Source organism: Saccharopolyspora sp. NPDC049426 (assembly GCF_040676935.1).
Lineage (GTDB): Bacteria > Actinomycetota > Actinomycetes > Mycobacteriales > Pseudonocardiaceae > Saccharopolyspora.
On sequence record NZ_JBFAPZ010000009.1, the window covers coordinates 323,662 to 337,573 of the forward strand.

The 13,912-nt window shown below is 70.7% G+C and carries 10 protein-coding genes; 1 reads left to right on the forward strand and 9 read right to left on the reverse strand.

Annotated elements, in window-relative coordinates; translation table 11 throughout:
* Both AB0J78_RS21560 and AB0J78_RS21565 read right to left on the reverse strand, forming a co-directional pair.
* On the reverse strand, positions 1–1,329 hold the full coding sequence (locus AB0J78_RS21560) for a M1 family metallopeptidase (RefSeq protein WP_363791683.1): 1,329 nt from the start codon (positions 1,327–1,329) through the stop codon (positions 1–3).
* Positions 1,326–5,219: a Pls/PosA family non-ribosomal peptide synthetase gene (locus tag AB0J78_RS21565; RefSeq protein WP_363791685.1), complete on the reverse strand. Its 3,894-nt coding sequence runs from the start codon at positions 5,217–5,219 to the stop codon at positions 1,326–1,328. Before AB0J78_RS21565 ends, AB0J78_RS21560 begins: the two co-directional genes overlap by 4 nt.
* 328 nt (positions 5,220–5,547) lie before the next feature.
* On the opposite strand from AB0J78_RS21565, the gene AB0J78_RS21570 reads away from it, so the two are divergent.
* Complete coding sequence (locus tag AB0J78_RS21570; protein ID WP_363791687.1) at positions 5,548–8,358, forward strand: PQQ-dependent sugar dehydrogenase; 2,811 nt, start codon at positions 5,548–5,550, stop codon at positions 8,356–8,358.
* A 9-nt stretch (positions 8,359–8,367) separates the two neighbouring features.
* On the opposite strand, the gene AB0J78_RS21575 is transcribed toward AB0J78_RS21570, so the two are convergent.
* The 7 genes from AB0J78_RS21575 to AB0J78_RS21605 all read right to left on the reverse strand — a co-directional run.
* Positions 8,368–8,862, reverse strand: coding sequence for a MarR family transcriptional regulator (locus AB0J78_RS21575; protein ID WP_363791689.1), 495 nt, complete (start codon positions 8,860–8,862; stop codon positions 8,368–8,370).
* The gene (locus AB0J78_RS21580; RefSeq protein ID WP_363791691.1) at positions 8,859–10,352 is read right to left on the reverse strand and encodes a long-chain fatty acid--CoA ligase; all 1,494 of its coding nucleotides are present in this window, start codon (positions 10,350–10,352) and stop codon (positions 8,859–8,861) included. Before AB0J78_RS21580 ends, AB0J78_RS21575 begins: the two co-directional genes overlap by 4 nt.
* Before the next feature lie 22 nt (positions 10,353–10,374).
* The gene (locus AB0J78_RS21585) at positions 10,375–11,211 is read right to left on the reverse strand and encodes a p-hydroxycinnamoyl CoA hydratase/lyase (protein WP_363791693.1); all 837 of its coding nucleotides are present in this window, start codon (positions 11,209–11,211) and stop codon (positions 10,375–10,377) included.
* A gap of 17 nt (positions 11,212–11,228) precedes the next feature.
* Positions 11,229–11,357, reverse strand: a complete 129-nt coding sequence (locus tag AB0J78_RS21590; RefSeq protein ID WP_363791695.1) for a hypothetical protein — start codon at positions 11,355–11,357, stop codon at positions 11,229–11,231.
* Between the two features lie 146 nt (positions 11,358–11,503).
* Positions 11,504–12,481: a class I fructose-bisphosphate aldolase gene (locus AB0J78_RS21595; protein WP_363791697.1), complete on the reverse strand. Its 978-nt coding sequence runs from the start codon at positions 12,479–12,481 to the stop codon at positions 11,504–11,506.
* A gap of 462 nt (positions 12,482–12,943) precedes the next feature.
* Complete coding sequence (locus AB0J78_RS21600; RefSeq protein ID WP_363791699.1) at positions 12,944–13,285, reverse strand: LytTR family DNA-binding domain-containing protein; 342 nt, start codon at positions 13,283–13,285, stop codon at positions 12,944–12,946.
* Between the two features lie 294 nt (positions 13,286–13,579).
* On the reverse strand, positions 13,580–13,912 hold a 333-nt coding region (locus AB0J78_RS21605; RefSeq protein ID WP_363791701.1), incomplete at its 5' end, for a PQQ-binding-like beta-propeller repeat protein.

Genomic DNA, 13,912 nt, shown 5'->3' on the forward strand with positions numbered 1-13,912 from the left:
TCAGCGGGGCAGCGCCGGTAGTTCCGGCTGGTCCAGCCACGCGGTGAAGAGCGGCTCCAGGCAGCGGTTCGCGTGTTCGGCGGCCAGGGACGTGAAGTCCTCGGTGGTCGCGGTGCCGTGCCGGCGCTCGGCCGCCCAGCGCCGCAGCAGCGCGAAGAACGGCTCGTCGCCGATCTCGTGCCGGAGCGCGTGCAAGGTCAGGGCCCCGCGCTTGTAGACCTGCGGGTCGAACATGCTGGACACGCCCGGGTCGGCGATGCGGAGATCCGCGGCGACCTGGGCGTGCCAGTCCGCGGCGTGCTGCTGCGCCGACGGCCCGCCCGAGCGTTCCGACCACAGCCATTCGGCGTAGGTCGCGAAGCCCTCGTTGAGCCAGATGTGCCGCCAGTCGGCGATCGTGACGCTGTTGCCGAACCACTGGTGGGCGAGCTCGTGCGCCACGAGCCGTTCGTGGGTGCGCTGCCCGTCGACGTGGTTGGCACCGAAGATCGACATGCCCTGCGCTTCGACGGGGTCTTCGAGCTCGTCGTCGGTGACCACCACGACGTACTCACCGAACGGGTAGGGGCCGAACAGCTCGCGGAAGCAGTCCATGATCCGACCGTGCCTGCCGAAGTCGACCGCGAAGTCCTCCTTCAGCCGCGCGGGGATCGCCGCCCGCTGCGGGACTTCACCCTCGGCCAGCTCCACGTCTGTGTAGGGGCCGACCTGGACGCTCATCAGGTAGGTCGAGGTCGGTTCCGGCCGCTCGAAGACGTGGGTCGTGGTGCTCCCGCGCCGCTGCTGCGACACTAGGTTCCCCGTCACCTGCACGGAGAACGGCGAGGCCGCGGTGAAGGAGACCCGGTACGCGGCCTTGTCGGACGGGTGGTCGTTGCAGGGGAACCACGACGGTGCCCCGATGGGCTGCGCGGCGACCATCGAGCCCTCGGTGAGCTCCTCCCAGCCGATCTCGCCCCAGCGGCCCGCGATCGGGTGCGGCGTGCCCGAATACCGGACTTCCACACGGAATTCGGCGTTCTCGTCGATGGGGCGCTGCGGCCTGATGCGCAGCTTCCCGCCGCTGTGGGTGAACTTCGCGGGCTTGCCGTTCACGAGGACCCGCCGGACCCGCAGGTCGGCGAGGTCGAGGCTGAACCGCGACAGCGCCTGGGTCGAGGTGGCCGAGATCCGCGCGGTACCGCTGAGCCGGTTGGGCCCCACCTGGTAGTCCAGGTCGAGGTCGTAGTGCTCGACCCGGTAACCGCCGTTGCCGTGCTCCGGCAGGTAGGCGTCGGCCGACCGGTCCGCACCCGGTGACGGTGCGCTCGTGCTCGGCCCAGAACTCACCGGTTGCGTCCCCTCTGCCAGTTCGTGATCGGGTTCCCGAGCCAGCGAGTGCCCGCCGGCACCTCGTCGCCGCGAGTGACCAGCGAGCCCGGTCCGATGGTGGTGTCGGCGCCGATGCTCGCGCCGGGCAGCACGATTCCGTGCGGCCCCAGGGTAGCGCCGGGATCCAACCGCACCTCGTCGAGCCGCATGACCCTGTCGTGGAACAGGTGCGTCTGCACCACGCAGCCGCGGTTGACGGTCGCGCCCGCCCCGAGCCGCACCAGGTCCGCTTCGGGCAGCCAGTAGGTCTCCAGCCACACGCCACGCCCGATCTTCGCGCCCATGCTCCGCTGCCACATCGTCAGCAGCGGCGTTCCGGTGGCCGAACCGATCAGCCACGGCACCGCCAGCACCTCGACGAACATGTCCGCCAGTTCGGTGCGCCACACGAACGAGCACCACAGCGGGCGTTCACCGGTCCGGTAGCGGCCGACGAGCAGCCACTTCACCGCGGTGGCCACTGCGCAGGCCAGCAGTCCGGCGCCCAGCATCACCGGCCCGGCCAGCAGCGCCGCGCCCAGCAGTCCCACGACGGCGTGCAGCTGCGCCAGCGCCGCCAGCACCAGCACCGACAACCCGATGCTGAGCACCACCGGCACGAACCGGAACAGCTCGACGGAGGCGCGGGCGAGCTTGAGCCGCAGCGGCGGCGCGAAGGTGCGGCTGCGGTCGCCCCGATCGACCGACCTGCGCAACGGCATCGGCGGCATTCCCAGGTACGACGAGCCCTTCTTGGCCTTGCGCGGAGTCGACGACAGCACGCCGACCAGACCGCGCTTGGGCACCCGGCGGCCCGCCGCGGTCATCCCCGAGTTGCCCAGGAAGGCCTGCTTTCCGATGCGCGCCGGAGCCACGTGCAGCCAACCGCCACCGAGGTCGTAGGTGGCGACCATCGTGTCGTCGGCGAGGAACGCGCCGTCGGCGACGTTGGTCATCTTCGGCAGCGCGAGCACGGTGGAGGCTTCCACGTCGCGGCCGACCTTGGCGCCCAGCAGCCGCAGCCACACCGGGGTGATCAGGCTCGCGTACAGCGGGAACAGTCCGACGCGCGCCATGTCCATCAGCCGCTCGGTGGCCCACACCTGCCAGGCCACGCGGCCGTGGACCGGGTGGAACCCCTCGTGCATGCCGATGCTCAGCGCGCGGACGAGGATCACCACCAGCAGCGCGTAGCCGAGGAAGTAGGTCGCGCTCGCCAACGGCACCACGGGCGCGCTGCGCAGCAGCGCCGAGCCCAGGTCGGGCGAGCCGGAGATCGCGCCGGCGAACAGCAGGACGCCGGGCACCGCGGCCACCGCCGGGACCAGCCCGAGCAGCATCGAGGCCAACCCGTACATCGCGACCCAGCGGCGCGAGCGCGGCGGGCGGCTGGACGGCCAGGTCAACGCGGACTTGCTCACCTTGCTCGCCGGTGAACCCGACCACCGCTGCCCCGCCGGAACCGAGCCGTGCACCGTGGAGCCCGCGGCGATCTCGGCGCGCTTGCCGATGCGGGCACCGGGCAGCAGCGTGCTGCGCGCGCCGACGCGCGCGCCCGCACCGATTCGGATCTTGCCGATGTGCACCCGGTCGCCGTCGACCCAGTGACCGGAGAGGTCCACCTCGGGTTCGACGGCCGCTCCCCTGCCGATCTTGAGCATGCCGGTGATCGGCGGCGGCGAGTGCAGGTCGACGTCGTCGGCGACCTGGGCGCCCAGCGCCCGCGCGTAGAACGACGTCCAGGACGCACCGGAAACGCCCGTGGCGCCGGAGAACTCGGCGAGCTGCTGGGCGGCCCACAGTCTCAAGTGGACGCTCCCGCCGCGCGGGTAGGTACCCGGCCGCACGCCGTCGAGCAGGAAGCGGGCCCCGAGCGCGGAGAGGGTGATGCGACCGGGCGGCGTGAACAGCACCAGCCAGGCCACCGCGATCCCCCACCAGGGCACCGTCGGCAGGAAGTCCACCGAGCCGGCCCAGGTCAGCACGTTGCCGATCGCCGCGAGCGCGGTCAGCCACCGCAGTCCCACCAGCGAGAGCATCGGGATCATGATGAGCAGTTGCAGCAGGCCGGTCCGGCGCGGCGTCGGCGCGACCTCGCGCTGGGAGTTGCCGGTGTCGGCGTCGAGCGCGTCGAGGTGCGCGGCGAGTCCGCCGAGCGTGGGCTCCTGGTAGATGTCGGCGACGGAGACCTGGGGATGGCGCAGCCGGATGCGGGCGATGAGCTGGGCGGCGGTGAGGCTGCCACCGCCGTGCGCGAAGAAGTCCGCGCCCGGGTCGGAGACCTCGACGCCGAGGATTTCCGCCCAGCCCTCCGCGAGCCACGACTCGGTGCCCGACAGTTCCGAGGTCTCCCCGGGGCCTGCGGTGGGCAGCGGCCAGGGAAGGGCCGCGCGGTCGACCTTGCCGGAGGTGCGGGTGGGCAGGTCGTCGATGATCGCCAGCAGCGGCACCAGCGCGGCGGGCAGGCGTTCCTGCAGCTGCCGCACGGAGCTGTCGTGGTCGAAGTTCTCGGTGCTCGGCACGACGTAGCCGACCAGCACCTGGTTCCCCGCCGCGGTGGTCTGCACGGCCGCCGCGGCTCCTGCCACGTCGGGCAGCGCGGCCAGCGCCGCGTCGACCTCGCCGAGCTCGATGCGGCGGCCGCCCAGCTTGACCTGCTCGTCGGCGCGGCCCACGAACACCAGGCCCTCGGGTTCGGCCCGCACCACGTCGCCGCTGCGGTAGGCGCGCGACCAGCCCAGCGACGGCAGCGGCGCGAACTTCTCGGCGTCCTTGTCGGCGTCGAGGTAGCGGGCGAGGCCCGCGCCGCCGATCACGAGCTCACCGGTGTCGCCCATCGCGACCGGGCCGCCCGCGTCGTCGACGACCGCGAGGTTCCAGCCGGCCAGCGGCAGTCCGATCCGGACCTCGTCGTCGCCGCTGAGCCTGGCCGCCGAGGCCACCACGGTCGCCTCGGTGGGCCCGTAGGTGTTCCAGACCTCGCGGCCCTCGACGTCGAGCCGTTCGGCGAGCTCCTGCGAGCACGCCTCGCCGCCGAGGATGAGCAGCCGGATCTCCTCCAGCGCCTCGACCGGCCACAGCGCGGCCAGGGTGGGCACGGTGGACACGACGGTGATGCGCTGCGCGACCAGCCAGGGGCCGAGGTCGACGCCGGTGCGCACGAGGGCGCGCGGCGCGGGCACCAGGCATCCGCCGTGCCGCCACGCCAGCCACATCTCCTCGCACGAGGCGTCGAAGGCCACCGACAGCCCCGCCAGCACCCGGTCGCCGGGGCCGATGGGTTCCTCGGTGAGGAACAGGCAGGCCTCGGCGTCGACGAACGCGGCCGCGGAGGCGTGGCTGACCGCGACGCCCTTGGGCTTGCCGGTCGAGCCGGAGGTGAAGATGATCCACGCGTCGTCGGACGGGGTTGGGTCGCCGGTCTTGCCGCCGGGCGTGCGGCGCAGCAGCAGCTCGCCACCGGTGCTCAGCACCGCGGACACGTCGGCTTCGGTGAAGACCAGCTCGACCCGGTCTTCGGGGTCGTCGGCGTCGACGGGCACGTAGGCGGCCCCGGCGGCGAGCACGCCCAGGATCGAGACGTAGAGCTCCGCGGCTCCCGACGCGATGCGGATCCCGACCCGGTCACCTGCGCCGATGCCTGATTCCGCGAGGCGTCGGCGCACGGCGTCGACCTGGCCGGTCAGGCGGCGGTAGGTCAGCGCGGTCGTGCCGTCGTCGATCGCGGGCGCGTCGGGGTACCGCGCGGCGGTGGCGGCGAGGACGTCGACCAGGGTGCGCTGGTCAGGCGCGAAGCCCGACCAGTACACGGCACTGGCGGAGGAGCCGGGGATGTCGCCGAGGGATTCGCGCGCCGTCGTCAGCGTCACCGAGACCGCCGTTCGACCGGCGGCACGGCTGGGCAACTGCGAACAGGACCTGAACCCACGGCGTCTGTCTCCTGTCGTCAGAGCGCGTACTCCGGATGACGCACGCGCAGCAGACCGACCAGCCTACGATCTCCGGGAGATCAACGCCCGCTCCAACCCCTGTTGACGTGCTGGTCCTCACAGCGAACAGTGGTTTCGCAACGCGCCGTGACGACACCTCCCGCGGGTCCAGGGTCCATGGTCCCTGGTTCGACCGCGTGAGCGGGGCGATGGTGAGGCGGTTTTCTCTGCCGTGCTGGGGTGGGTATTCGTACTGGGGTGGGCGTTCATGATCAACGGAACTCGATCGGCCGCGAGCGCTGTGCTCTGCGTGCTCGCGATGGCCGCCGGGCTGATGACGGCGACAGCGCCTCCCGAGGCCGCCGCCGCTCCCGTGCTGCCGCCGGGATTCGTGTTCCGCGACCAGCCGAGCGGGCAAGCCGCGTTCGACCTGACCGACTTCACCTACCTGCCGGACAACAGCGCGCTCAGCACCGGCAAGCAGGGCAAGGTCGCCTGGGTGTCCACCGGCGGGAAGGTCAACACGCTGGCGACGCTGCCGGTGGACACCGCGCAGGACCTCGGGCTGGTCGGCGTCGCGGCAGCGCACGACTACGAGACGTCCCGGCAGATCTACCTCGCCCGCGCCGTGCCGGACGCCGCCGACGGCTACCTCCTGCGGCTCTCCCGCTGGACGGTGGAAGGAAGCCCGGAACCGACCAGGATCGTCGACGAGCAGGTGATCTTCGAGACCAAGAGCTTCTCCGACGTGCACGCCGTCACCGGGATCGTCGCCGCGCCGGACGGCACGCTGTGGGTGTCCATCGGTGACCTGGCGAGCTACCGGTTCACCGACCCCGCCGCGTTCCAGACCTTCAACCTGGACTCCCCGGCGGGCAAGATCGTGCACATCACGCCGGACGGCAGCGGCGTGGCGAGCAACCCCTTCTACGATTCGTCGAACCCGTCGTCGTGGCGAAGTCGCGTCTACGCCAGCGGTTTCCGCAGCCCCTTCCGGCTCTCGATCGACCCGTCCACCGGGACGCCGATCGTCGGCGACGTCGGCTACGGGACGTGGGAGGAGGTCGACTTCGTGCGTCCCGGCCAGAACTACAAGTGGCCGTGCTGGGAGGGCACCCACCCGGCTCCCGGGTACGCCGACCGGCCGGAGTGCGCCAACGTCGCCAACACTCCCCCGGTGTGGGAGTACCACCACGGCAGCGGCGTGGACGAGGGCAACAGCGTCACCGGCGGCATCATCTACCAGGGCGAGAGCTACCCGGAGTCCTACCGGGGCGCGTACTTCTTCGGCGACTACAGCCAGCGCAAGCTCTGGACGCTGCGGCTCGACGCCCAGGGCGCGCTGGTGCAGCGACCGCAGAGCCCGCCGCTGGGAACCGACATCGGCGGTCCGGTGAAGTTCGAGACGGCGCCCAACGGCGACGTCGTCTACGCCGACATCTACAGCGGATCGCTGCGCAGGCTCAGCTACTCCGCGGCCAACAACCCGCCGGTCGCGGCCGCCACCACCACGACCGATCCGGCCACCCGCACGGTCACCTTCGACGGTTCGGGCTCGATGGACTTCGACGGTGACGCCCTGCGCTACGAGTGGGACTTCGGCGACGGCACCACCGCGACCGGGGTGCGCGCCACGCACACCTACGCGCCGGGAACCGACCGGTTCACCGCGAAGCTGACGGTGCGGGACCCGCTGGACGCCTCCGACCAGGTCGACATCGTGGTGGCCCCCTCCAACCACTCGCCGGAGCTGACGCTGACGCCGCCCGCGCAAGCGGACTTCGCGGTGGACGATCCGATCAACCTCTCGGCCGACGCCACCGATGCCGAGAACGGCCCGCTGGAGGTGACGTGGACGAGTTCGGTCGTGCACTGCGCCGAGGAGACGACCTGCCACGATCATCCGGGGCCCGGCGCGCAGGGCCCGCTCTTCGACACCGCGTTCACCGCGCACCCGGACGCGCGGATGACGTTCACCGCCACCGCGACCGATTCCGAGGGCGTGTCGGCGTCGAAGACCTACACCGCGCTGCCCCGCGAACACCTGCTGACCCTGACCAGCAACATCCCGGCGGTGCTGCAGATCCCCACCGAAGGCGGGGCCAGCTCAGCGATGGTCACCGAGGGCGCCAAGCTCGACGTGCTGGCCGCTGAGACGGCCACCGATGGCGGGTCGGCCTTCACGAGGTGGACCGACGGGCCGACCGCGCGGTCCCGGCTCATCACGATGGGGCCTGCCGACGAGACCTTCAACGCCGAGTACCGGTCCGCGATCGACCAGCGGTACGACTCCGATCCCGGGCTGCGCACGCTGCTGGGCGCGCCGACGGGACCGGAGATCACCGAAGGCCCGGTGCACTACCGGACCTACCAGAACGGCAGGCTGTACTGGAGCGCGGGAACCGGGGTGCACGAGGTGCACGGCGGCAACCTCGCCAAGTACCTGGAACGCGGCGGGCACGCCGCGTTCGGGGCACCGACCACCGACGAGACGGCCACGCCGGACCAGGTCGGCCGCTACAACCACTTCGCGCTGGGCGCGTCGATCTACTGGTCGCCGCAGACCGGGTCGCACTCGGTGTGGGGTGCGATCCGCGAGCAGTGGAGCAGGCTCGGCTGGGAAGCCGGCCCGCTCGGTTACCCCACCACCGACGAGACCACCACGCCCGACCGGATCGGCCGCTACAACCACTTCAGCAAGGCGTCCTCGATCTACTGGACGCCGCAGACGGGAGCGCACGGGATCTGGGGCGCTATCCGCGACAAGTGGAGCCGGATCGGCTGGGAGACGGGGCCTGCCGGCTACCCCACCACGGACGAATCGATCACGCCGGACCGGGTGGGGCGCTACAACCACTTCAGCAAGGCCGCCTCGATCTACTGGTCACCGCCGACCGGTGCGCACGAGGTGTACGGCCGGATCCGCGAGCGGTGGGTGGCGCTGGGCTGGGAGCGTTCGTACCTCGGTTACCCGACGAGCGGCGAGTTCTCGGTCTCCGGGGGCAGGCAGAACAACTTCCAGCACGGCTTCATCCGCTGGTACGCCTCCAACAACTCGGTCATCGACAGGCGGTACTGACCCACCGGCTCAGGTGGTCTCCTCGTGACCGCTCAGCGCCGTGTAGCCGGCGATGAGGCTCTGCCGGAACGAGCTTTGGTGGGCTTCGGGGATCGCGCCGAGCACCTCGTCCTCGATCGCCTCGATCAGGGAGTCGCAGCGCTGCAGGACCTCGCGACCGGATTCGGTGAGGGAGATCAGCAGCACCCGCCGGTTGTCGGGGTCGCGGTGACGCTCGATGTGCCCGCGATCCTCCAGCCAGCGCACCATCTCGTTCATGGTCTGCGGTGTGACGAACGAGCGGCGGGCGAGCTGGGCGGAGCTGAGGCCGTCGCGCTGCCGCAGCGCGGTCAGCGCCGTGAACTGCAAGGTGGTCAGACCGTGCGGGCGCAGCGCCTCGTCCATCCGCGCCCGGATCGCCAGCTCCAGGCGCTTGACGAGGTAGAGGGTGCGCGGTTCGGCGTTGTCGTGGCTGGTCACCGACACATCATCGCGCACCTTCGCGGTGTCTCGCTCGGGTGTCATGCCAACCGCGCCCGCACCTCGGCCTTCTGGATCTTCCCGGAACCCGTGCGCGGCAGGTCGTCCCAGAACTCCACCTGCTTGGGCACCTTGTAGCCGGCGAGGTGGCCCCGCAGGTGCTCGTGGATCTCCTCGCCGGTGGCCTGCGCTCCCGCCCGCAGCACCACCACGGCCCGTGGGACTTCGCCCCACTTCGGGTCGGGCACGCCGACGACGGTGCACAGCTCGACCGCCGGGTGCTCGTGGAGCGCGGCCTCCACCTCGGCCGGGTAGATGTTCTCCCCGCCCGAGATGATCATGTCGCGGATCCGGTCGACGACGGTGAAGTAGCCCTCGTCGTCGACGGTGGCCACGTCGCCGGAGTGCATCCAGCCGTCCGCCAGCGCCTCCTCGGTGGCCTCGGGCCGGTTCCAGTAGCCGAGCATGACGTTCGGGCCGCGCACCACGACCTCCCCCGGCTCGCCCGCCGCGACCGGCTGACCGGCGCGGTCGACGACGCGGACGTCGGTGAAGAACGACGGCACGCCCGCCGAACCCGCCTTCTCGCGCGCTGCCCCGGGATCGAGGACAAGGGCGCCCGGCGAGGTCTCGGTCATCCCGTAGCCCTGGACGAACGCCAGGCCGCGGTCCAGGTAGCGGCGGATCGTGGCGTCCGGAACCGGCGATCCGCCGCACAGCAGGGTGCGCACGCTGGAGAGGTCCGCGCTCACCCACTCCGGCCGGGCGCTGATCGCGTCGTACATCGCGGGCACGCCGAACAGCAGCGAGACCCGGTGCCGCGCGATCAACTCCAGCGCCTCGGCCGGATCGAACGAGCTCATGAGCACTGCGGTGCCGCCCTTGAGCAGCGTTGGCAGGCAGGTCATCCCGAGCGCCGCGGTGTGGAACAGCGGCGCGGCCACGAGGGCGACCTCGGAGCCGGACAGGTCGGATTCGACCAGCACGTTGACGCAGTTCCAGGTCAGGTTCCCGTGGCTGAGCACGGCGCCCTTCGGACGCCCGGTGCTGCCCGAGGTGTACATGATCAGGCACGGGTCGTCGAGGGCGACGGGTTCGTCGAGGGGCTCGCCCCCGCCACCCGTCAGCCTCTCGTAGGAGTCTTCGTCGATCACGAGGCGTTCCCGCAGCACCGGTGTCGCCGCCGCGTCGACGGACGCCCCCGCCGACGCGGCGTGGACCAGCACCGACACCCCCGCGTCGGTCAGCACGTGCGCGAGCTCGGGCACCGCCAGCCTGGTGTTGACCGGGACGAACACCGCCCCGAGGGAAGCCGTGGCGAACAGCGTCTCCAGGTGGGCGGGGTGGTTCGGGCCGAGGTAGCCGACCCGGTCACCGCGCCGCACGCCGAGGTCGCGCAGACCTCGCGCCAGCGCGGCGGTGCGGCGTGCCAGCTCGGCGTGGGTGTCCTGGCGCTCGCCGTGGATCAGGGCCACCCGGTGCGGGGTCATCCGGGCTCGCCGCACCGGCCAGGACCCCAGTCCCTCGTCACGCATCGCGCAGCCTCCCGCGGGCAGCTCAGTCGTCGGAGTAGGCGGAAAGTCCTGGGCGGTAGGACTTCTCGTCGAGGAACTGGGTCATCCCCTTCGCCCGGCCGTTGGCCTCGTCGAGGAACTGGGACTGCTCCAGCTTGGCGTAGAGGTAGTCCTCGGCGTGCTCCCACGGCATGTCGCGCGAGACCTTGTAGCCGACCTTGGCCGTGCGCAGCACCACCGGGTTCATCGAGGCGAGCTTGAGCGCGAGCTCGCGGGTGCGCTCGCGCAGCCGGTCGGCCGGAACCGCCTCGTTGACCAGGCGCATCTCGGCGGCGCGGCGGCCGTCGAAGGTCTCGCCGGTCATGATGAAGTACAGCGCGTCGCGCTGGCTGACGGTCGCGGCCAGCGCCCGGGTGACCACGCCGCCGGGCGGGATCCCCCAGTTGATCTCCGAGAGGCCGTACTGGGCCTGCTCGTCGGAGATGGCGAGGTCGCAGGCCACCAGCGGGGTGAAGGCACCACCGAAGCACCAGCCGTTGATCATCGCGATGGTCGGCTTGGACCAGTTGGCCAGCCGCTTCCACTGCCACTCCGCGCTCGCCCGGCGCACCCGGATCTGCAACCCCGGGTCACCGGACTCGTCGACCTCGCGGAAGTACTCCTTGAGGTCCATGCCCGCCGACCAGGAATCACCAGCGCCGGTGAGGACCAGGACCTCGCAGCGCGGGTCGCCTTCGAGGGCGTCGAGGGTGCGGACCATCTCGTCGTTGAGCGTCGGGTTCATCGCGTTGCGCTTCTCGGGGCGGTTGAGCGTCACCCACGCGACACCCTCGTCGAACTCGACGAGAACGGTGTTCCCCCAAGGTGTTTCAGAAGACATGGTGCTCCTCGCTGGAATCAGATCGGGTGGTGGGCGGCTTCGGACCGGACGGTGACCCGCTGCGTCTCGGCGAACACCTCGACGTCGGCCCACCTCTGCCGAACCGCCGGTCCACCGACCGGCGAAGACCCTTCCTCCCGGTTCATCAGGGTTCCTGATTGTTACGAGAGGATCGTGTTCCAGCGAACACCTCTGCTTCAAGGAAATGTGACCCGGCGCACTCCACCATCGCGACGTCGCAGGCGATGGCCGCCGACCGGCCCGGATTTCGCCGGGCCGGCCCTCGGGCGGGTCAGCGGGCCGCGGCGTTCGCGACGGCTCGCACCGACAGCGCCCGCTGCGCGGCCTGCCACCGGCTCGCGTCACCGCGCCAGGCCTCCAGCGCGGGGGCGACCAGCGCGCGCCCGAACGAGTAGGTCAGCTCCCAGGGCAGCGGACCGCAGTTCTGCATGGCGCCGAGGTGGCGGGTCGCCAGCTCCGGGCTCTGCCCGCCGGAGAGGAACGCGATCCCCGGCACCTCCGGCGGGACGACATCGCGCAGCGTGTCCACTGTGGTCTGCGCGACCTCCTCGACGCCGGGCTGCTTCGGGCAGTCCTTGCCCGCGACGACCATGTTGGGCTTGAGGACCATGCCGTCGAGCCGCACCTGCATCAGGGCGAGCTCGTCGAACAGCGCCCGGAGCACCACCCGCGTCACCTGCTGGCACCGGGCGAGGGTGTGGTCGCCGTCCATCAGCACCTCCGGCTCCACGATCGGCACCAGTCCCCCTTCCTGGCAGAGCCCGGCGTAGCGCGCGAGCCCGTGCACGTTCGCGCGGATCAAGCGCTCGGAAGGACGTCCGTCGCCGATGGTGATCACCGCGCGCCACTTGGCGAAGGTCGCTCCGAGGCCCACGTATTCGGCGACCCGGTCGCGCAGGCCGTCGAGTCCTTCGGTGACCTTCTCGCCGTCGGCCCCGGCGAGCGGCTTGGCCCCGGTGTCGACCTTGATTCCGGCCAGGATGCCCATGTTCGCGAGAGCCGCGGGGAAGGTGCTCCCGTCCGACAGCTTCTGCCGCAGGGTGTCGTCGGCCAGGATGATCCCGCTGATCGAATCGGCCAGATCGGGGGTGGTGACGATCAGTTCGCGGTAGGTCCGGCGGTTCTCGTCGGTCGGAGCCACACCGACGCCCTCCAGCCGGGAGGACATCGTGGCGATGCTCTCGTCCGCGGCGAGCACTCCTCGCCTATCGGAGACCATCCTGCGAGCGATCTCGTTCAAGGTAGCCATGTTCCGCTTCGCCTCCTAGCGCATCGCGCGAAAAACCGTGTCGACCGGCATCCGGTGCCGTCGTGAGATGTGCCCGAATCGCAAGGCTGCACGGCCCCGAAGTCCCGGTCAACGCACCGAGCACGAAGCGGCGTCCGCGCGGCACGAACGGTTGTCAACACCTTCCGGACGGCGCGATCAGATCGATTCCATTGCATGATCCAGCTGGTACGCGTATTCTTCACCCGTCGACAAAAACGGCTCGTTTTCAACGCTTTTGCGCGCAGTGCGCAGGTGAGTGCACCCGCTCCGCAGCAACCACTGTGGACGCAGATAGCCGTGGCCGCAGAACGGGTGCAGCGATGAGGGATCGAGTTCCCCTGGGACTAGGTGCTGTTGGAGAACGCGACGGAGCCGCTGCGCTTTCCCCTTTCAGGGGTTTCTGCCGCTGGCACCGCCAAGAAACGAAATTCCTAACAGCTCCTAGAGTCCGAGGGCTTCGGTGACGAACTTCGCGCGCCGGCGCGAGACCGGCACGACCCATCCGTAGTTCTCGACGGTGAGTTCGAGTTCGCCACCGTCCTTGCGCGTCACTTCGCGGACGCGGTTGAGGTTCACCAGGTAGCTCCGGTGAACTCGCACGAATCCGCAGGCCGCGTACTTGTCGTCGATGTTGTCGATGCCGTCCGTCGCGCACCGGAAACGTCCGAGATCGGTTCTCAGCCAGACGGCCCTCCCGACGGATTCGGCCACGATCACCTCGGCGATGTCGAACAGGACCTGCCGGTCCCCTTTGATCCCGACAACACGTCTCGTCTCACCCAAGGCATCCTCCCGTTGCAGTGTTCCGGAAGCCACTCGCTCGTCCGACTCCGTCCGGGACGCGGTGCCCGGACCTGCCCGATCAACGGTGTTCCCGCGATGTACCAACGGGTTTCGGCGGACGGACTCAGTGTTCCGCCCGCCAGCCCGCTTCTCACCTGATGAACTAGGCGCGGGTGAGGAAGAAGACCTCCGGTCGGGGTGTGCGGGCGTCGTGCGCGCGCCCCCGACCGGAGGTTTCCTGCTTCACCCCACCGCACCGCCGGTCGCGGTGCGGTCGTCACTCCTGCCCTCCGGTCAGTCTGGTAGGGCGAAGACGATCAGTGCGCTGCCGTGGCCTGCGCCGAGCATGCCGGGGATGATGCCTTCCAGCCAGCCGCCCCAGCCGACGGGTACGGCGATGTACTGCTTGCCGTCCACGCTGTAGGTCATGGGGCTGCCGTGGTGGCCGCTGCCGCACTGGAACTTCCACAGCTCCTCGCCGGTGCGGGCGTGCAGCGCGAGGAATTCACCGGTGGGGGTGCCGGCGAACACGAGGTCACCGGCGGTGGCCAGGACCGAGGCGGCCATCGGGTGCTGGTTGCGCCAGCGCCACTGCTCCACGCCGTGGGAGTCGAACGCGCTGACCGA